Raw genomic sequence first — 18,876 nt, 5'->3', positions numbered from 1 at the left:
GGTTCGTGCAGGGGCCTTCCCCGATCCGTGTCCCGGAACAGGCCCCGCACGAACGGAAGACTTCAGGAAGCAGACGGAGCCGACACCGCCGGGACCCAGACCCGCTCCAGTGCCGCCGCCTGAGCCCGCTTCCGCAGCCCGGCCAGACTGTGCTTGGCGGGCACCAGCAGCGCGCTGAACCACGTCCGTCGGTACTCCTCGAGCGCCTCCGCGACCTGGCGGTACGCGACGCAATGCATCAGGCCCGGGGTGCCGAGCCGATGCTTCCCGACGTGCTTCTCCGCCATGGTTCCTCCGTGTGGGCGACCCTTCCGCCGGGCACGCTACGCACTCGACCCGCGAAAACAGCGGAACCGACCGGCGTGTCACCCACATCAGTTCCGGAACGCCCGAAAATGGCCTTGCGTTTCCGCGTCAGGTGTGCCGACGCCCTTGCGTCTGCACATGCACCGGACAGTGGTGTCGCCCGAGCGGGTGAGGGCGCCCGTGGCTAGGGTGTGGCCATGCTGCGAGTGGGCCTGACAGGCGGGATCGGTGCGGGCAAGTCGACGGTCGCGAACCGGCTGGCCGAGCACGGCGCGGTGGTCATCGATTCGGACCGGATCGCGCGCGAGGTCGTCGAGCCGGGCACGCCGGGCCTGGCCGCGCTGACCGAGGCGTTCGGCGAGGAGATCGTCGCCGCCGACGGGTCGCTGGACCGTCCGGCACTGGCCGCGCGCGCGTTCGCCGACGACGAGTCGCGCAGGCGGCTGAACGCGATCGTGCACCCGCTGGTCGGGCAGCGCACCGGCGAGCTGATGGCCGCGGTGGCGGACGACGCGATCGTGGTGCACGACGTCCCGCTGCTGGTGGAGAACAACCTGGCGCCCGCGTATCACCTGGTGGTCGTCGTGGACGCGCCGGTGGAGGTCCGGGTGCGCCGGCTGGTCGAGGTGCGCGGCATGGCCGAGGACGACGCCCGGGCCCGGATCAGGGCGCAGGCCGCGGAGGAACAGCGCCGTGCGGTCGCCGACGTATGGCTCGACAACGGCGGCCCGCAGGACATCGTGCTCGCCGACGTCGACGAACTGTGGGCGGACCGGCTCGTCCCGTTCGAAGCGAACCTCCGGCTGCGCAAGCCGCGTCCGCCGGCCTCTCCGGTGATCTCGCCGTACGACTCGACCTGGCCGCTGCAAGCCGAACGGCGCTTGGCGCGGCTGCGGCAACTCGCCGGCGCACGGCTGGTGCGTGCGGACCACATCGGCTCGACCGCGGTGCCCGGACTGCCCGCCAAGGACGTGCTCGACCTCCAGCTCACCGTGCCGACGCTGGCCGACGCGGACGCCCTCGCCGACGCGCTCGCCGAGGCGGGCTTCCCGCGCCGCGAAGGCGAATGGTGGGACGACCCGCAGGACGGCGGCGGCAAGTGGCTCAAGCGCTTCCACCAGAGCGCGGACCCGAAGCGCCCGGTGAACCTGCACGTCCGGTCCACCGAGACCCCGGCGTGGCGGCTCGCGCTGTTGTTCCGCGACTGGATCCGGGCGCATCCGGAGGAGCGCGACAGCTACGCCGAGGTGAAGGAAACGCTGGCGCGCAAGCACTCCGCGGACGGCACAGTCGAGCAGTACGCCGACGAGAAGCAGGACTGGGTCAACGAGGCGTTCGTACGCGCGGAGAACTGGGCGACGGAAAGCGGCTGGAAGCCCTGACCCAGGGCTGACCTGCAGAGTCGCGGGAACTTGCAGAGCCGCGGGGATCTGCGGAGCCGCGGGAACCATCGCCGGAAGAAAACCAGCTGCGTCCGCACCGCCGGCCGGGTTACCGTCGCCGCCATGAAGCGCGCCCAGTCCACCACGACGCCGGACCCTGTCCCGGCGCGCTGAACATCGAGCCCGGGGCGAGTGCCCCGGGCTCTGCTTCGCGGTCGCTCGCCTCGCCGTCCGCGAGGAGAACCGCTGTGCCTGACCATCGCAAACTCGGCCGCGAACTCGGCCTGTTCGGCAGCGATCCGCTGATCGGGGCGGGCCTGCCGTACCTGCTTCCCGCCGGTGCCGCCGTCCGCCACGTGCTGGAGGAGTACGTCCGGGAGATCGAGCGCCGCGCCGGCTACCAGCACGTCAGCTCGCCCGTGCTGGGCAAGCGCGAGCTGTACGAACTCTCCGGCCACTGGGCGCACTACCGCGACGAAATGTTCCCGCCGATGGAGGTCGGCGGCGAGCAGGTCGTGCTGCGGCCGAGCCTGTGCCCGCACCACGCGCTGATCTACCGTTCCCGAGCCCGCAGCCACCGGGAGCTGCCGCTGCGGCTGGCCGAACTCGGCGGGATGTACCGCGCCGAGCTGTCCGGCGTACTCGGCGGGCTGAACCGGGTGCGGGCGATCCAGCTGAACGACGCGCACATTTTCTGCCGTCCCGACCAGGTGGGCGCGGAAGTGCGCGGCGCGCTCGACCTGATCCGCGTCGGCTATGCCGATCTTGGCCTGAAGCCGGCCCGCTACCGCCTTTCCCTGCCGGACAATCGCGGCAAATACGCCGGTGCGGCCGAGCGGTGGGACCACGCGGCGGAAATGCTCGCGAGTGCCCTCGACGGTATCGACTACGAACGCGGGCCAGGCGAGGCGGCGTTCTACGGGCCGAAAATCGACGTGCAGATCGCGGACGGTGCCGGGCGCGAATCGACCCTCTCGACCGTCCAGGTCGACCTTCAGCAACCGGAGCGGTTCGGCCTCGAATACCTCGGTCCGGACGGTCGGGGGCACAGGCCGGTGCTGGTGCATCGCGCCGTGCTCGGCAGCCTGGAACGGGTGATGGCGCAGCTGATCGAGGAATACGGCGGAGCGTTTCCGCTGTGGCTGGCCCCGGTCCAGGTCGCGGTGCTGCCGGTCGGCGACGCGGAACTGCTCCCGGCGAAAGCGGCGGCGGAGCAGTTGATGGACGCCGGCCTCCGAGTCGAGGTCGTTCCGGCGGACCGCGGCAGCCTCGGCGCTCGCGTCCGCGACCGACGCTTGGTGCCTTACCAAGCGATTGTCGGCGCGCGGGAGGCCGCGGCCGAGCGGATCGCGCCGCGCCTTCGCGACGGACGGAGGCTGGATCCGTTGCCAGCGCCGGAATTCGCCGCCGAGGTCGCGGCGCAGGCGGCCGCGCGGGCGAGATAACCGGTGGAGCGGGCCGGCCGCCGGCTTGTAGGTTTCCGGGGTGAGTGACGATCCGGTGCGGATCCGAATCGCGGGGGCGCACGATGCTGCCGTGATCGCGCACATCCATTTGACCTCCAGGTCGGCGGCCATGCCATACCTGCCGCCGCAGCCGCTCAGCCACGCGCAGGTGACGGCCTGGGTCCGCGACCTCGTCCTCAAGCGATGCCGCACCTGGATGGCCGTGCGGGGCGAGGAAGTGCTCGGCTATGCGGCTCTCGACGGCGACGTGCTCGACGATCTGTACCTGCGCCCGGACTTCCGGCGGCAGGGGATCGGCACGCTGCTGCTCGACGAGGTCAAACGACACAGTCCGGCTGGGCTGTCGCTGCGGGTGTTCGAGCAGAACACCGAGGCGCGGGCGTTCTACGCGCGGCACGGGTTCACGGTGCTCGACCGCGACGACGGATCGCGCAACACGGAGAACCTGCCGGACCTGACTCTGCGCTGGGCTCCGGAGGCCTAGCGGCGCATTACGGCCGTGAACCGAGCAATCCACGCTCGAAAGCCACCGCTACCGCGGCTGCCCGATCTTTGACACCGAGCTTCGCGTACACGTGCAGGAGGTGCGTCTTCACCGTCGCCTCGCTGATGAACAGCTTCTTCGCCGCTTCCTTGTTCGTCGACCCGCGTGCGACCAGGTTCAGCACCTCGATCTCGCGCTGCGACAACGATTCCGGTGCCGGTGCCCGCAACTGCCCCAGGATCCGGTTGGCGACCGCGGGGGAGAGGACCGCCTCGCCGCGCGCGGCCGCGCGCACCGCGCGGAACAGTTCTTCGCGCGGCGAATCCTTGAGCAAGTAGCCGGTCGCGCCGGCTTCGATCGCGGGCAGCACGTCGGAGTCGGTGTCGTAGGTAGTCAGCACGAGCACCCGCGCCGGGTTGCCGAGCCGGGCGAGTTCGGTGATCGCGGCGACGCCGCCGGTGCCGGGCATCCGCAGGTCCATCAGCACGACGTCCGGTTTCAGCGCTTCGGCCAGAGTGACCGCCTCGGCCCCGTGCGCGGCTTCGCCCAGCACCTCGAAACCGCGCTCGCCGGTGAAGATGCCGCGCAGCCCGTCTCGGACGATCGGGTGATCGTCGGCGATGAGCAGCGTGATCGTCATCAGCGGGTCCCCTCGTCCTCGGCCGGGTCCAGTGTGGCAGCCAGGACGGCGGGCAGCCGCATCGAGACCGCCGTGCCGCTGCCCGGATTCCGGTTCGACGTGCGGGGAGCCGTTCCGCGCTGGCGTATTCCGGGCAGGCCGTGCTCGCTGGCCGCAGGACGGCGGGCGCACCGCTGCCGGATCGAAGCCGGCACCGTCGTCGCGCGCGTCCAGGATGACCTCGGCGTCCAGACACGGCGGGGTGAGCCCGACCTGGCCTGTCCGGGCCGCGGCGAGGTCCCCGGACGGCGGGCCGCGGTCAGGTCTTCCCGGGCCAGGTCGCGGACAGTCCGGGTCTCACGCTTTGAGGTCTTTCAGCTGCGGCCAGATCCCGGCCCAGCTGCCGAGCCGTCCGGACAGCAGCCAGATCGGCATGTTCCGGCTGTAGTTCGGCACGCCGAGCCGGTTGTCGACCTCGCCGACGATCCGCGCGGACCGGAAGTGCGCGGCCAGCTTCTGCGGTTCCCGGCCCACGAACAGCACCGTGGTTGCGTCGTCGCTCGGCCGGCCGAAGTACCAGAAGCCGCGGCTGGCGCTGTACGGCTCGGGCAGGCCCTGCTCCGGGCCGTAGCGGCCGAGCGCGCCGGCCTGCCAATAGCCGCCGGTGACGAGCGCGGTGTGCGTGCGCTGGTCAGGCGGCAGCGCGCGGTACTGGGCCGCGACCGACGCGGTCAGATCGGGCCAGCCGACCTCTTCCAACGCGTACGCCGGGCGCGGGACCTCTGGGTGCTCGACCAGCCATTGCTCCGGCCAGATCGGGAGCGCGTACGGCAGGCTGTAGATCGCGGACAAGGCGAAGACCGGCCACGTCGGCACCCAGCGCCACCACACCGCGGGCCGGCGGTCCTGCAGGTGGACCGCGGCGGCCGCCCACAACACGCTGAAAGTGCCCGCGGCGTAATAGAACCGGCCGTTGCCGACGAAGAACAGAGCAAAGACGCCGAGCGCGGCCCAGCCGAGGAACCGGTACGGCCGCAGCCGCGCGCTGCCGAGCAGCACCGCCAGGCCGTACAAGACGCCGAGCGCGCCGATGACCAGGCCCGCGCCCGCGAGCAGCGCCGGCACGAAGATCGCCCGGCCGCCCGCATCGTTCACCTCGCGCGACACCGCTTCGCCCATGCCGAGCTGGGGCCAGCCGTTCGACGCTTGCCAGATCAGCGTGGGCACGCAAGCGAGGGCGGCGATCGCCGCGCCCGCCCATAGCTTCGGCCGGCGCAGCAGTTCGCGTGGGCCGAACACCAGCGCGGTCACGGCGGTCACCGCCCAGAAGCCGCCGATGAGGAACTTCACATTCAGCCCGACAGCGGTGGCGACGCCAAGCCAGAGCAGCAGATTGTCGTCCCGGGTGCGGATCCAGCGCACCAGCAGCCACAACACGATCGTCCACAGCAGAGGGTCCACAGTGGACGTCGCGAGATAGTGCCCGCTGCCGACGAACTGGCCGCAGATCGCGTATGCGGCGGCGGCCCGGGTCTGCGCCTTGCGCCCGCCGCCCATCTCGCGCGCGATCAGCCCGGTGACCACGACGCCCGCGGCGGTGGCGAGGATCGCCGGGACGCGGAACACGACGAGCGAACCGGGTGCGATCGTGTTCGCCAGCCAGGCCAGCCACGGCAGCACTGGCGGCTGGTCCGCGTAACCCCAGGCCAGGTGCTTTCCGGCGGCGAGGAAGTACAGCTCGTCGCCGAAATAGCCGAAGCGGCCGGCGGTGGCGAGGAGTACGGCGGCGGTTCCGGCCGCGAGCAAGGCGACCGGTCGCCGCGCGAACTCGGCGAGTGCGCGGTCCGGCGTGCTCGGCGCGGCGGCCGTGGTCACGGCATCCATCCTGCTCCCTGTCGGCAGATCGGGGGCTGGCCTCGTCCGCACCCTACGGGCGAGGCCCCGAGCCGCTGCACGGCGGGGCGGCCGGTCAGCCTCCGGTGTTCTTCAACGCCGGCCGGAACTGCCCTTTCCCGCTGGCCAGCCATGTCGGAGCGCCGTCGGGCACACTCGGCTTCGCGGTTGCAGTGCTCGCCGTCCCGAACGGCCGTAGGCCGGCGAAGCGTCCGATCAGCGGGCGGGGATCTACTCCGACTAACCGGATGGCGCGAGCCGAATCGGACGGGACGACCAGTGTCGGGTAACCGCGGTTCGGGCTCGCCGGTTCCGGCAAGCCGAGCAGCCCGCGAGCCGTTCGGTGCTCAGCTCGTCCAGCACCGCCACGTCCGGGCTGCCGGCGAGCCGCAAAGCCTGCCGTAGCGACTGTTCCGCTCGCCCAGCCCGAGCTGATCCAGCAGTCGGGCCGGGTCGGTCGGCTTCTGGCACGTCGCCGCGAACAGACCGAGCACTTCGCCGACACGAAGCCGGTCCGGCTGCCCGCCATCCTGCCGCTGTACACCGGGCCGCTGACGCAGTTCGCCGACGTCGCTGCGCCGGTCGAGCCCGAGCATTGAAACCGCGCCGCCGTCGGGCTTCCGGAGGTCCGCCACCTCGATTCGCGGCGGTGCCGCTGCGTTCGACAATCCCGCCCGGGCGCGGAAAGGATCAACCGAACGACGCGACCCGGCCTCCGCCGGCCGGAGAGCCTTGCTCCGCCGATCGGTGGACGCGGAAGTAGATCATCGGGTTGTCGCGGCCGGTGTGGACCACGGAGTCGAGACCGAGTCCGCGGCGCAAGTCGCCGAGCCGGGCGTGGGCGTCCTTGGCCCGGGCGCGGGCGGCCGTGAAGTACGGAACCTGCGTTTTCGCCAGCCACCGCAGCACTTCCGCGCCTTCGGTGAACGGCAGGGGAGCGCGGCGGTGGAACACGTCGTGCACGCTCACCGCCGCGTCGATCTTCGGGAAGACCTGGTTGAGGTACCACTGGGCGAACCGCGCGCCGTGGTCGGCGTCGATGAACAGATAGTCCACATCGGACAGCCAATCACCGGCCAGGTGACGCGCGTCGCCCTGGCGGAACTCCCAGCGGTTCCCGGCCAGTTCGGCGGGAACGGTCGCGACCGCGTGTCCGACCAGGTCGACGGTGGTCAGCCGGCCGGTCCCGTTGTCCGCGAGCGCGCGCAGGATCCAGCTGGTCGACCAGCCGTGCAGCGAGCCGATCTCGACGACTTTCTCCGGGCGCAGGTGCCGCAGCAGCAGGTAGGTGATCTCGGCTTCGATGTCGTCCAGCTGGGTTTTCATCGACGGGTGCGCCCGGCGATGCGCCAGCTGGGCTTGCTTCGCGGTGCGCAACGCTCCGGCGTGCTCGCGGTAGAGCGCGGACACGAGTTCGACGGTCACCTGGTTCGCGGTTCGTTCCATGCTGCTGATGCTCGCCCGGCGCGTCGCCCGGGGTAATCCGGCTGACCGCCGAGCGGAGCGGGGGAATTCCCCCGCTCCTCGGCGGGGGCTTCCGTCATGGTGTCCTTTGTGGACGAGGGTCAGGGATGCCTGCGCCAGCCCAGCGCCACCTCTTCGGCGGCCAGCCAGGCAGCCAGGTCGTACCCGTGCGACGCCAGCCCTTCCACCGTGGCGTAGGCGACTTCCAGCGCGTACTCGCCCTCGTCCGGGGGCAGCAGCCCGGCCGAGACGGCGGCGAGGAGTTCGTCGGTGTCGATCACCCGGACCGACACCTTGTCCTTGAGCACCAGGTCGAGATAGAGATCGGTGGCGACCCAGCGCGGGCCGTCGCGGTGCACCCGCACCACGTCGAGGTAGAAGTCCTGGTCGCGTTCGTGGCCGGGGGCGAACCAGAAGTCGGTGATCCGCAGGCCGAGCCTGGGCAGCAGCCACGATTCGAGGTAGCTGAACTGCGCCCGCCCGGGCGTCGGCCGGGCCAGGTACAGGCCGAACGGCTCCTCCCGGAACTCCTCGACCTCGCGGCGGATGCCCTTGTTGTCCACGTTCACCCGGGCCGCCGGGTCGAAGGTCTCCACCTTCGGCGGATGCAGATCGGTCATCCGCCCATCCTGCCCGGCCGGCGGCGGCACGAGAATCGCCCGAACGCCGGGTTTCCCGCCGCGTCGAGGCGCTAGAGTTCGCGAGTTCGTTCGGACACGAATGGGGGAACACGCGGTTGTTCGGGATCATCAAGCCCTGCCGGCATCGGCTGGCCGGGCGGCTGCACGCGGACTGGATGGCGCACCTGTGCGGCCTCTGCCTGGCGCTGCGGGACCAGCATGGGCAGTTCGCCCGAATTGTAACAAACTATGACGCGTTGCTCATCTCCGCCTTGGTCGAAGCGCAGACTCCGCGAGGCCCGGGCCGACGCGACGCCGGCCCCTGCCCGATGCGCGCGATGCGCCCGGCGTCGGTCGCGATCGGCGAAGGCGCTCGGCTCGCCGCCGCAGTGTCGCTGGTCCTGGCGTCGGCCAAGGTCGACGACCACGTAGCCGACCGCGACGGCGCCTTCGCCCGGCGCCCGGTGGCCGGCGCGGCTCGGCTGGTCGCCCGCCGCTGGGCCGCGCAGGGCGGCCGGACCGGCGCGGACCTGGGCTTCGACACGACCGTCCTGACCCAGGCGGTCGGCAGGCAGGGCGAGCTGGAACGCGCGATCCGGACCGGTGATTCGGCGCTGCTGGCGACCGAACCGGCTGAGCTGGCCACGTCCGCCGCGTTCGCGCAGACCGCCGTGATCGCCGGGCGTCCGGGCAACCGCGCGCCGCTGGCCGAGGCCGGCCGGCTGTTCGGACGGGTGGCGCACCTGCTCGACGCGGTCGAGGACCTGAACGACGACGCCGCCAGCGGAGCGTGGAACCCGTTGCTGGTCACCGGGACTTCGCTGGACGAGGCGCACCGGCTGTGCTCGGACGCGGTGCTCGGGGTCGAGCTCGCGCTGCGCGAGGTCCGGTTCGACGACGCGGCGCTCGTGCACGCGCTGCTGGTGCACGAACTGCGCCAGGCGGTGCGGCGCGCGTTCGGGCACCACCACCTGTCCGGACACGATCTGCACGGACACGATCTGCACGGACAGCAGCCGCCGCCCGGGTGGATCGGGCCGGGGCCGCAGCCGCAGCAGAATCCGTACGGGCCGGGCCAGCCTTACCAGCCGGGATACCGCGCGCCGGGGCAGCAGCCGGGGTACGGGCAGCAGCCGGGGTACGGGGTGCCGGTCCCGCCCGGATACCGGCCCGCGGGCGCGCCCGGTCCGGGCGGCGGCGGTCCGACCGGGCCGTGGGGTCCTGGTGGACCCGGGGGCCCTGGTGGACCCGGTGGGCCTGGTGGCCCGAACGGCCCCGACGGCCCGCCGCCGGAACCGCCGAAGGACAACGGCCCGGCCGACGGCCAGGGCGGCGGTTGCTGGTCCCCGAAGTTCTCGGTCCCGGCGAAGTCGCGGAACTTCTTCTCCGGCTGCGCCATCGCCACGTACATGTGCTGCACCTGCCAGTTCTGCTGCCGCGACCCGTACCCGGGCCCGTGGAGCGGCAAGTCGCACGCCGTCAGCTGCGGCGACTGCGACTGCAGCTGCTGCGAATGGTGCCAATGCTGCGAGTGCCTCGAATGCTGCGACGGCTGTAACTGACCGGGCGCGGCGGGCCGGTCCCGGCCCGCCGCGCGCGTCGCCGGTTCCTCCCGTTGGGGCGGTCGCATCCGCAGGCCGGGACGGCCGTCGCGGAAATTGTCGGTGTCCCGGCCTACCCTGGTTCTCGTGGCTTTCGCAACCGAACACCCCGTCCTCGCCCAGTCCGACTTCCGCCCGGTCTCCGAGGTGCCTCGCGCCGGCGGCCGGTTCGAGGTCGTCAGCGAATACCAGCCCGCCGGCGACCAGCCGGCGGCCATCGACGATCTCGAACGCCGGATCAACGCGGGCGAGAAGGACGTGGTGCTGCTGGGCGCCACCGGCACCGGAAAATCGGCCACCACCGCGTGGCTGATCGAGCGCGTCCAGCGGCCCACCTTGGTGATGGCCCCGAACAAGACGCTGGCCGCCCAGCTGGCCAACGAGCTGCGCGAGCTGTTCCCGAACAACGCGGTCGAATACTTCGTCAGCTACTACGACTACTACCAGCCCGAGGCGTACATCGCGCAGACGGACACCTACATCGAGAAGGACTCGTCGATCAACGACGACGTCGAGCGGCTGCGCCACTCCGCCACGATGAACCTGCTGTCCCGTCGCGACGTCATCGTGGTCGCGTCCGTCTCCTGCATCTACGGACTGGGCACCCCGCAGTCCTACCTCGACCGGTCCACGAAGCTCGAGGTCGGCGGCACGGTGGAGCGCGACGTGCTGCTGCGCGCGCTGGTCGACGTCCAGTACTCGCGCAACGACATCGCCTTCGCGCGCGGCACGTTCCGGGTCCGCGGCGACACGGTGGAAATCATCCCGGCGTACGAGGAGCTGGCGATCCGGGTCGAGTTCTTCGGCGACGAAATCGACAAGCTGTACTACCTGCACCCGCTCACCGGCGACATCGTGCGCGAGGTCGACGAGGTCCGGATCTTCCCGGCCACGCACTACGTCGCCGGCCCCGAGCGGATGGAGAAGGCGATCCGCGGCATCGAGGCCGAGCTGGAGGAGCGGCTGGCCGAGCTGGAGAAACAGGGCAAGCTGCTGGAGGCGCAGCGGCTGCGGATGCGCACCGCCTACGACATCGAGATGATGCGCCAGGTCGGCTTCTGCTCCGGCATCGAGAACTACTCGCGGCACATCGACGGCCGCGGCGCGGGCACCGCGCCGGCCACCCTGATTGACTACTTCCCGGACGACTTCCTGCTGGTGATCGACGAATCGCACCAGACCGTGCCGCAGATCGGCGGCATGTACGAGGGCGACATGAGCCGGAAGCGGAACCTGGTCGAATACGGGTTCCGGCTGCCGAGCGCGGTCGACAACCGGCCGCTGACCTGGGAGGAGTTCTCCGACCGGATCGGCCAGACGGTGTACCTGTCGGCGACCCCGGGCCCGTACGAGATGGGCCAGACCGGCGGCGAGTTCGTCGAGCAGGTCATCCGGCCGACCGGCCTGGTCGACCCGAAGGTGGTCGTGAAGCCGACCGAGGGCCAGATCGACGACCTGGTGCACGAGATCCGCGACCGCGCGGAGAAGGACGAGCGCGTCCTGGTCACCACGCTCACCAAGAAGATGTCCGAGGATCTCACCGACTATCTGCTGGAGCTGGGCATCCGGGTCCGCTACCTGCACTCGGAGGTCGACACGCTGCGCCGGGTCGAACTGCTGCGCCAGCTGCGGGCAGGCGACTACGACGTGCTGGTCGGCATCAACCTGCTGCGCGAGGGCCTCGACCTGCCCGAGGTGTCGCTCGTCGCGATCCTCGATGCGGACAAGGAAGGCTTCCTGCGCAGCGGCACGTCGCTGATCCAGACCATCGGCCGCGCGGCGCGCAACGTGTCCGGCGAGGTCCACATGTACGCGGACAAGATCACCGACTCGATGCGGTACGCGATCGACGAAACCGACCGCCGCCGCGCGAAGCAGGTCGCCTACAACGAGGAACGCGGTCTCGACCCGCAGCCGCTGCGCAAGAAGATCGCCGACATCCTGGACCGCGTCTACAACGAAGCCGAAGACTCCGACGAAACGGTCGCTGTCGGCGGCTCCGGCCGCAACGCCTCGCGCGGCAAGAAGCCGGAACAGGGCGACCGCGTCCGCAGCTCCGGGATGCTCACCGACAAGAACGTGTCCGGGATGCCGCGCGCGGAACTGGCCGACCTCATCCAGCAGATGACCGACCAGATGATGCAAGCCGCCCGCGACCTGCAGTTCGAACTGGCCGCCCGGCTCCGCGACGAGGTCGCCGACCTGAAGAAGGAGCTGCGCGGGATGGACGCGGCCGGAATCAAGTAATTACACCCTTGAGGGTGCCATTACACCATGGCGATGAACATCGAAGATCCGGACGCGGAGCGCCTGGCTGCCGAGGTGGCCGAGTTGACCGGCACCACGAAGACCGGCGCGGTCCGCGAGTCTCTTCAGCTCCGCCGCGACCAGCTGCGCAAGCACGAGAACGCCGAGGAGCGGCTGAAGCAGATGCGCCGGGTGCTCGAAGAGGAGATCTGGCCGCTCATCCCGCCCGAGGAACTGGGGAAGCCGATCTCCAAGGAAGAGTGGGAAGACATTCTCGGATTCGGGCCGGGTGGCGTGTGATCATCGACAGCTCCGCGATCGTCGCGATTCTCCTGCGCGAGCCGGGCCACGATCGACTCGAAGAACGGCTCGCGGAGGCGACCGCGCCGAGAATCGGCGCGCCGACCTTGGTGGAGGTGGGCGTTGTCCTGACGGTGCGGCTCGGTTCCCGAGGCAGGCTGGCCCTGGCCCGGTTCGTCCAGGACAACCGCATCGGGGTCGTGCCCTTCACCGAGGAACACAGCGAGACCGCCACCGATGCTTTCAGCCAGTTCGGCAAGGGGCGTCATCCGGCGAAGCTGGATCTCGGCGACTGCTACAGCTACGCCACCGCCAAGGTCGCCGGAGAGCCACTGCTCTGCATCGGCGACGACTTCCCGCAAACCGATCTGGAGCTGGTCAAGCTGGAGGGGCCGCTGACGGTCGCCGAACCGGCGAAAAGCGGACCCCCGGCCCGGGGGCGCGCTCTGAACTGAGGCACCCCCGGTCCCGGACCCTCGCTTCGACTTTCACAGAAATATGCGGCCGAAGCAATGGGCGTGCGGGCACAGCCAAGGCCGGAAAGTCTCCGGGCACCGGCCGGGCAGAGGTCAGTGCCGCAGCACCTTATCGACGTACGCCTTCACCGCCGCGAGTGCGGGTTCGGACCGCCACATCCGTTCCACCTGCGCGTCGTCGGACACGCGGTTCTCCGCGATCCGCTCGTGGTAGGGCTGCCGGACCTGCGCCTTCGTGTGCGCGAACGCCTCCGCGGGCAGTTCGCCGAGGCGGGTGGCAAGTTCGCGGGCCCGGCCGAGCACGTTCTCGGCGGGCACCACCTCGTCGACCAGGCCGCGGGCGAGCGCGTCGGCCATGGTCAGCGTCGCCCCGCTGTAGATGAGCGCCGGGAGCGGCGTCGTGCCGTAGCTGCAGCGCAGGATTTCCAGCGCCGACAACGGGAACGGCACCCCGACCAGCAGTTCGGTCACTCCGATCCGGCCGGGTCCGTCGCCGGCGATCCGGTGGTCGCACGCGGCCGCGAGCACCATGCCGCCGGCGATCGCGTGCCCGTTCACCGCGGCCACCACGGGGCGCGGGAAGCTGAAGATCGACAGGAAGGCGTCCGACAGCGCGGGCAGGAAATCGCTGACGTAGCGAGCACCGCCCGCGTCGAGCGTCACCAGGTCCACTCCGGCGGAGAAGATGTCGCCGGATCCGGTGAGCACGACCGCGCGGGCGCCCGCCGCGTCGGCTTCTTCGAGCTTCAGCACCAGGTCGCGGCAGGTGGCGGTGTCCAGGGTGTTGCCGCGGCCGTGATCGAGGGTCAGCACGGCGACGTCGGCATCGAGTTCGAGGTGGGTCGTCACGCGCCGACCGTACCGGACATCCGGCTCAGCTCGTGACGTCTTTGCGTGCGAACCGGCGGCCCGCCAGCAGCAGGAACACCGTCGTGTACACGACCGACGACAGCACGCCGCTGGCCAGGTTCGTCCAGTCGATGTCGGTGGAGATCAGGTCGATCCAGGCGAACGAGTAGTGCGTCGGCAGGTAGTTGCGCAGCCCCGCGAGCGCGGTGATCTGGTCGAGGATCTGCGACAGGATCGCCACCAGCACCGTCCCGCCGACCGCGCCGAGCGGCGCTTCCGTCGAGACGCTCAGCAGCAGCGCCAGCCCGGCTACCCAGGCCAGCTGCACCACGATGTACACAGTGGACAGCAGCAGCGCGAGCATGCTGTCGCCGAAGCTGACCGCGTCGCCGGTCGGGCTGATCGCGTCGCCCGCGCCGTACCAGATCAGCCCGACGAGCAGCGACATCACCGGCAGCAGCACCAGCGCCGCGATCGACAGCAGGCCGGACACCGCGGCCTTCTGCCGCAGCAGCCGGTGCCGCGGCACCGGGATCGCGAGCAGGTACTTGAGGCTCGACCACGACGATTCGCTCGCGATGGTGTCGCCGAAGAACAGCGCGACGATCATCGGCAGCAAGAATGTGCCGGACACGAAGAACGCGAGCACCACGAAGTTCGGCGCGCTCGCCGTCGCGAGGTCCACGAATCCGCCGGAGCGGCGGTTCGGGCTGGACTGCCCGATCTGGAACGCGACGACGAGGATGAACGGCAGCACCGCGACGAACGCCAGCACGAGCTGGGTCCGCCGGCGGCGCAGCTGCCGCCGTAGCTCCACGCCGAGCCGCAGCGTCCGATCGGCCCGGTAGCCCGCGACCGCGCCGTCCGGGCCGACCTCGGCCGGCTCCGCGGTGGCCAGATCGCTCAGCTCCTGCAGCGCGGCGGGATCGGTGTGCACCCCGCCGGAACCGTTGGTGTCGCTCATGAATCCTCTCCGACCAGCTGCAGGAACGCGTCCTCGAGCCGCCTGCGCGGCCCCGCCTGCTCCACCGCGACTCCCGCCTGGACCAGCGCCGCCACCGCGGCGGCGCGCGGCAGCCCGTCGAGGTTCGCGTGCACCAGATCGCCTTCGGTCTCGACGTCCGACACCCCGCCGGCGCTCTTCAGCGCCGCCGCGGCGGCGGCCGGGTCGTCGACCCGGAACGTGGCCTCGCCGCTCGAGGCCGCCAGCTCGCCGACCTCGCCGGAGGCCACGAGCCGTCCGCGGTGCATGACCACCACGTGCGAACACGTCTGCTCGACCTCGGCCAGCAGGTGGCTCGAGACGACGACGGTCCGTCCGGTGGCGGCGTAGCGCTGCAGGACTTCGCGCATCTGGTGGATCTGCGGCGGGTCGAGCCCATTGGTCGGTTCGTCGAGCACCATCAGCTCCGGCAGTCCGAGCATCGCCTGCGCGATGGCCAGCCGCTGCCGCATGCCCTGGCTGTAGGTCTTCACCCGCCGGTGCACCGCGTCGCCGAGACCGGCGATCTCCAGCGCCTCGGTGAAGTGCGCCTTCTCCGCCGGCCTCCCGGTCGCCGCCCAGTACAGCTCCAGGTTCGCCTTGCCGGACAGGTGCGGCAGGAACCCGGACCCCTCCACGAACGACCCGATCCGCGACAGCACCGGCGCGCCGGGCGTGATCCGGTGCCCGAACACGCGGATCTCGCCCGCGCTCGGCGTGATCAGGCCCATCAGCATCCGCAGCGTCGTCGTCTTGCCCGCGCCGTTCGGCCCGAGCAGGCCGAGCACCTGGCCGGGTTCGACCCGGAACGAGAGGTCTCGCACCGCCGTGAACCCGCCCGCGTACTGCTTGCGCAGCTCCTTGATCACCAGCGGCGTGTCCGCCAGCTCCGGGTCGACGTCGTGCGCCCGGCGCCGCCGGATCGCGGCGATCGTGATCGCGGCGGCGGCGGCCAGCAACGTCGCGCCGATGCCGATCAGCTGACCGGCCGGGACCGGCGCGCCGGCCGAAGCGCCGGGAACGACCGGCACGGAGAGCGCCGCGCCGGCGAGTCCGATCCGGAGCGCTCCGGGCTGGATCGGCACCGAGTACGCCTGGTCCGTAGTGCTGACGACGAGCCGCAGCGAATGGCCGGAGTCGATCGGCCGCACGACGCCGGGCAGCGTCACCGTCACGTCCACCGGTGTGCCGTCGGCGGGCAGAGCGCTCACCCGGAACGGTGCGATCGCGTTCGCCGGCAGCACCCGCGTGCCGTCCTGGCTGACGTCGTAGAGCTTCGCGAACAGCACGGCCTCTGGCAGCGGATGCGCGGGATCGGCCGCGACCTGCAACCGGACGGTGCTCGATCCGGCGAGCAGCACCTGGCTGCCGAATTGCGCGGTGCCGAACTGCGCCGCCTGCCCTGGCGGGTCGCTGCTGAACAGCGGAGCCAGCCGCGAAGCGCCGGACGCGAGGCCGTTGAGCCCGGGAATACCGCTCACCGCCGACGGATTCGCGCCAGCCGGTCGCACTACCGGCTGCACCGGGCCGCTCAGCGGAATCTGCCTGCGTTCGGTGCCCGCGCCGGACAGACCGGGGTACGCGGCGGCGGTGACGGTCCGCACCGACGGCGCGCCGTTGGCGCGGAGGGTGCCTTGCACGTCGTAGCTGAATCCGTGCCCGGGATCGCCCTGTCCGGTCAGCGAGGACCACAGGAAGTCGCCGATCTTCGCGCGCAGCTGAGGTCCGGGAGTGCCGCCGTCGTGGCCGCCGGTGTACCAGATCGTGCGCACCGAGCCGCCGGCCGCGGTGATCTGCCGAGCGGTCGCGTCGGACTGGTCGAGGCCGAACAGCGTGTCGCTCTCGCCCTGGACGAGCAGCGTCGGCGCGGTGATCTTGCCGGTCACCGAAGAGGGGGAGACGCGGTGCAGCAGTGCGAGGGTCGCCGGGCTGGCCTTGCCGGTGGTCGCCAATTCCGTGTACGCCTGGCAAACCTCGGCGGTGAACCGGCCGCACGGATCGGCCGTGGGCACCCGGGCGCCGGCAGGCGGCGCGGCGATCTGCGGGGTGGTGCCGCCCCCGGTGCCGCCGTTGCCCCCGTTGCCCGCGGTGCCGCCGTTGTCGTTGGTCGCCTGCCCAGCTTCGGGCGCCTCAGCGGAGGGCGTGCCGGCTGTGGCCGCACCCGAGCCGGCGGAGAAGAAGATGCCCGCCCAGCTCTTCTTGAAGACGCCGTCCGGCGCGAAGGCGCCGGCCGCCGGAGTCGTCGCCGACGGGCCGTTCGCCGCGGCGGCGTTGGGGACGAGCGCTTGCCCCAGATCGTTGTAGGTGATCACCGGCGCGAGCGCGCGCACCCGGTGATCGGTGCCGGCGAGCAGCAGCGAAAGCGAACCGCCGTAGGACGCGCCGGTCACGCCGATCTCCGGCGCGCCTCCCGCGCCGGTGGCGACGTCATGACTCGCGATCAGCCGGTCGATCAACCGGCTGGCGTCGGCGACTTCGCGGTCCGGGTCGTTCAGTCCGATCTTGCCGGTGCTGTGCCCGAACCCGCGCGCGGACCAAGCCAGCACCACGAAGCCGCGCTGGGCGAGTTCGCGGGCCTGCGGGTCGACGCTCTTCTTGTCGCCGCCGAAGCCGTGCGCGAGCAGCACCGCGGGCGCGGGCGTGCGTTCGGGGTAATAGGTCGTGGTGTCGATCCGGACCTGGTCGGCGGAACCGGGGGCGGCGGGCATCGAGACGAACGCGTCCTGCGTCCGGACCGGCGCGGGGCCGCGGTCGCGGGTCGCCCAGACAGTCACCGCGGCGACGGCGACCAGCACCACGGCGATGAGCGCGGTCAACCGGGCGCCGCGGGTGCGAGGGAGCGGAATTCGGGGCACGCTGCGACGTTATTCGGCTTTTGCTGAGAACGGACAGCCGGGCTCACACGGATTTGATGGCGATCCCGCGGTGTTGGTCCCCGTCCGACGCCCGGAGTGACGAAGAAGACACCGCCGGTCCGGTGACGCGGGCAACCTCGGCTGGCGTTCGCAGCCGGTAACCGGCAGACTGAACACGCTGTGAGGGGAGTATTCCTTCGCGGCGATGTCGTCAACACGTGACCGGTGCGAGGGATATCGCGGCGGTTCCCGGCATCGCCGGCCGGTAAAACGGCGGAAGAGACCTCCGGTTAGTTGCTGCTACGCACTATCCGGAGGTTCCTGAAATGAACGTGCCCCTGTGGCTGTGGCTCGCGACAGTCGGCGGACTGCTCGCGCTGATCGCCGTGGACCTGGTGATCGTCGACCACAAGCCGCACGAGGTGACGACCGGCGAGGCGGCTCGCTGGGTGATCTTCTACATCGGCTGCGCCGTCCTGTTCGGCGCCGGCGTGTGGTTCTTCGCCGGGCACGACCCCGGCGTCCAGTTTTTCACCGGGTACATCACCGAGTACTCGCTCAGCGTCGACAATCTCTTCATCTTCATGGTCATCATGGCCTCGTTCAAGGTGCCGGCGATCCACCAGCACCGGGTGCTGCTGGTCGGCATCCTGCTCGCGCTGGCCATGCGGAGCGTGTTCATCGCGGTCGGTGCGGCGCTCATCAACCAGTTCGTCTGGGTGTTCTTCGTGTTCGGCGCGGTGCTCGTCTGGACCGCGATCAGCATGCTGCGCGGCGGCGGCGAGGAAGAGGAGTACCACGAGAACGCGCTGACCCGCTGGGTGCGCAAGCTCTTCCCGGTCACCGACGACTACCGCGGCCACAAGTACCTGGTGAAGGAAGGCGGCCGGCGGAAGATCACGCCGATGCTGCTGGTCATCGTCGCGATCGGCTCCGCCGACCTGCTGTTCGCCGTCGACTCGATCCCGGCGATCTTCGGCATCACCCAGGAGGCGTTCCTGGTCTTCACCGCCAACGCGTTCGCGCTGATGGGTCTGCGCCAGCTGTACTTCCTGCTCGGCGGGCTGGTCACGAAGCTGGTCTACCTCAGCTACGGCCTCGCGGTGATCCTCGCCTTCATCGGCGCGAAGCTGGTGGTGCACGCGCTGCACGAGTACCACGTCGCGCCGGCCTGGCTGGACATCAACAACTGGATGTCCCTCGGCGTCATCGTCGTGGTGCTCACCGTGACCACTGTGCTGAGCCTGGCCAAAGCCAAGCGTGACGAGCGGCGGGCGGTCGGGGCCCAGTAGCCGGAAAAGAGGTCGTTTGCCTTGCTAAAGATCGGGTACG

At 70.8% G+C, this 18,876-nt stretch carries 17 protein-coding genes; 8 read left to right on the top strand and 9 right to left on the bottom strand.

What is annotated here, in order from left to right:
• Positions 1-62 precede the first annotated feature (62 nt).
• Positions 63-287: a hypothetical protein gene (locus AMYBE_RS0116055; RefSeq protein ID WP_020660412.1), complete on the bottom strand. Its 225-nt coding sequence runs from the start codon at positions 285-287 to the stop codon at positions 63-65.
• A 216-nt stretch (positions 288-503) separates the two neighbouring features.
• Here AMYBE_RS0116055 and coaE point away from each other — a divergent pair, with 216 nt between their 5' ends.
• From coaE to AMYBE_RS0116040, 3 genes are all read left to right on the top strand, one after another.
• Positions 504-1,688, top strand: a complete 1,185-nt coding sequence (gene coaE / locus AMYBE_RS0116050; protein ID WP_020660411.1) for a dephospho-CoA kinase — start codon at positions 504-506, stop codon at positions 1,686-1,688.
• Positions 1,689-1,936: 248 nt separating this feature from the next.
• Positions 1,937-3,133: a threonine--tRNA ligase gene (gene thrS / locus AMYBE_RS0116045; protein ID WP_020660410.1), complete on the top strand. Its 1,197-nt coding sequence runs from the start codon at positions 1,937-1,939 to the stop codon at positions 3,131-3,133.
• A 40-nt stretch (positions 3,134-3,173) separates the two neighbouring features.
• Positions 3,174-3,638 (top strand): GNAT family N-acetyltransferase, encoded by a 465-nt coding sequence (locus AMYBE_RS0116040; RefSeq protein ID WP_020660409.1) that lies wholly within the window; start codon positions 3,174-3,176, stop codon positions 3,636-3,638.
• A gap of 7 nt (positions 3,639-3,645) precedes the next feature.
• Here the strand turns inward: AMYBE_RS0116040 and AMYBE_RS0116035 are convergent, their stop codons facing one another.
• The 5 genes from AMYBE_RS0116035 to AMYBE_RS0116015 form a co-directional block, all read right to left on the bottom strand.
• Positions 3,646-4,278: a response regulator gene (locus AMYBE_RS0116035; protein WP_020660408.1), complete on the bottom strand. Its 633-nt coding sequence runs from the start codon at positions 4,276-4,278 to the stop codon at positions 3,646-3,648.
• A 336-nt stretch (positions 4,279-4,614) separates the two neighbouring features.
• A complete protein-coding gene (locus tag AMYBE_RS0116030) occupies positions 4,615-6,132 on the bottom strand; it encodes an ArnT family glycosyltransferase (RefSeq protein ID WP_020660407.1) in 1,518 nt (505 codons plus the stop codon).
• Between the two features lie 365 nt (positions 6,133-6,497).
• Positions 6,498-6,746 (bottom strand): hypothetical protein, encoded by a 249-nt coding sequence (locus AMYBE_RS0116025; RefSeq protein WP_154676220.1) that lies wholly within the window; start codon positions 6,744-6,746, stop codon positions 6,498-6,500.
• Positions 6,747-6,840: 94 nt separating this feature from the next.
• Positions 6,841-7,596 (bottom strand): class I SAM-dependent methyltransferase, encoded by a 756-nt coding sequence (locus tag AMYBE_RS0116020; RefSeq protein ID WP_020660406.1) that lies wholly within the window; start codon positions 7,594-7,596, stop codon positions 6,841-6,843.
• A 119-nt stretch (positions 7,597-7,715) separates the two neighbouring features.
• The gene (locus AMYBE_RS0116015) at positions 7,716-8,234 is read right to left on the bottom strand and encodes a ribonuclease FAU-1 family protein (protein WP_020660405.1); all 519 of its coding nucleotides are present in this window, start codon (positions 8,232-8,234) and stop codon (positions 7,716-7,718) included.
• A gap of 116 nt (positions 8,235-8,350) precedes the next feature.
• On the opposite strand from AMYBE_RS0116015, the gene AMYBE_RS0116010 reads away from it, so the two are divergent.
• The 4 genes from AMYBE_RS0116010 (at position 8,351) to AMYBE_RS0115995 (ending at position 12,837) form a co-directional block, all read left to right on the top strand.
• A complete protein-coding gene (locus AMYBE_RS0116010; RefSeq protein ID WP_020660404.1) occupies positions 8,351-9,796 on the top strand; it encodes a DUF5685 family protein in 1,446 nt (481 codons plus the stop codon).
• Positions 9,797-9,922: 126 nt separating this feature from the next.
• The gene (gene uvrB / locus AMYBE_RS0116005; protein ID WP_020660403.1) at positions 9,923-12,082 is read left to right on the top strand and encodes an excinuclease ABC subunit UvrB; all 2,160 of its coding nucleotides are present in this window, start codon (positions 9,923-9,925) and stop codon (positions 12,080-12,082) included.
• Between the two features lie 33 nt (positions 12,083-12,115).
• Positions 12,116-12,382 carry a type II toxin-antitoxin system VapB family antitoxin gene (locus AMYBE_RS0116000; protein ID WP_245573201.1) on the top strand — a complete coding sequence of 89 codons (267 nt, stop codon included), beginning with the start codon at positions 12,116-12,118 and terminating at the stop codon, positions 12,380-12,382.
• Entirely contained in the window at positions 12,379-12,837 is a 459-nt protein-coding gene (locus AMYBE_RS0115995; protein WP_020660401.1) for a type II toxin-antitoxin system VapC family toxin, read from the top strand. Before AMYBE_RS0116000 ends, AMYBE_RS0115995 begins: the two co-directional genes overlap by 4 nt.
• A 114-nt stretch (positions 12,838-12,951) precedes the next feature.
• Here the strand turns inward: AMYBE_RS0115995 and AMYBE_RS0115990 are convergent, their stop codons facing one another.
• From AMYBE_RS0115990 to AMYBE_RS0115980, 3 genes are read right to left on the bottom strand one after another with little or no spacing between them, the layout of a single operon-like run.
• Positions 12,952-13,707 (bottom strand): enoyl-CoA hydratase/isomerase family protein, encoded by a 756-nt coding sequence (locus AMYBE_RS0115990; protein WP_020660400.1) that lies wholly within the window; start codon positions 13,705-13,707, stop codon positions 12,952-12,954.
• Between the two features lie 25 nt (positions 13,708-13,732).
• The gene (locus tag AMYBE_RS0115985; protein ID WP_020660399.1) at positions 13,733-14,671 is read right to left on the bottom strand and encodes an ABC transporter permease; all 939 of its coding nucleotides are present in this window, start codon (positions 14,669-14,671) and stop codon (positions 13,733-13,735) included.
• Positions 14,668-17,544: an alpha/beta fold hydrolase gene (locus AMYBE_RS0115980; protein ID WP_027927697.1), complete on the bottom strand. Its 2,877-nt coding sequence runs from the start codon at positions 17,542-17,544 to the stop codon at positions 14,668-14,670. The genes AMYBE_RS0115985 and AMYBE_RS0115980 overlap by 4 nt, the downstream gene beginning before the upstream one ends.
• Positions 17,545-17,870: 326 nt before the next feature.
• Between AMYBE_RS0115980 and AMYBE_RS0115975 the strand changes: the two genes are divergently transcribed.
• Positions 17,871-18,836, top strand: a complete 966-nt coding sequence (locus tag AMYBE_RS0115975; protein WP_020660397.1) for a TerC family protein — start codon at positions 17,871-17,873, stop codon at positions 18,834-18,836.
• Positions 18,837-18,876 lie beyond the last annotated feature (40 nt).

Origin of the sequence: Amycolatopsis benzoatilytica AK 16/65, assembly GCF_000383915.1 — a bacterium.
In the GTDB taxonomy this organism is placed as follows: Bacteria; Actinomycetota; Actinomycetes; order Mycobacteriales; family Pseudonocardiaceae; genus Amycolatopsis; species Amycolatopsis benzoatilytica.
The sequence above is the reverse complement of the archived record's forward strand: the minus strand, read 5'-3'. Positions and strand labels throughout refer to the sequence as shown.

Bases quoted from the DNA above. Each gene is read 5' to 3' on its own strand.
- AMYBE_RS0116055 (WP_020660412.1), bottom strand. From the start codon at position 287: ATGGCGGAGAAGCACGTCGGGAAGCATCGGCTCGGCACCCCGGGCCTG.
- coaE (WP_020660411.1), top strand. From the start codon at position 504: ATGCTGCGAGTGGGCCTGACAGGCGGGATCGGTGCGGGCAAGTCGACG.
- AMYBE_RS0116035 (WP_020660408.1), bottom strand. From the start codon at position 4,278: ATGACGATCACGCTGCTCATCGCCGACGATCACCCGATCGTCCGAGAC.
- AMYBE_RS0116025 (WP_154676220.1), bottom strand. From the start codon at position 6,746: ATGCTCGGGCTCGACCGGCGCAGCGACGTCGGCGAACTGCGTCAGCGG.
- AMYBE_RS0116020 (WP_020660406.1), bottom strand. From the start codon at position 7,596: ATGGAACGAACCGCGAACCAGGTGACCGTCGAACTCGTGTCCGCGCTC.
- AMYBE_RS0116015 (WP_020660405.1), bottom strand. From the start codon at position 8,234: ATGACCGATCTGCATCCGCCGAAGGTGGAGACCTTCGACCCGGCGGCC.
- AMYBE_RS0116000 (WP_245573201.1), top strand. From the start codon at position 12,116: ATGAACATCGAAGATCCGGACGCGGAGCGCCTGGCTGCCGAGGTGGCC.
- AMYBE_RS0115985 (WP_020660399.1), bottom strand. From the start codon at position 14,671: ATGAGCGACACCAACGGTTCCGGCGGGGTGCACACCGATCCCGCCGCG.
- AMYBE_RS0115975 (WP_020660397.1), top strand. From the start codon at position 17,871: ATGAACGTGCCCCTGTGGCTGTGGCTCGCGACAGTCGGCGGACTGCTC.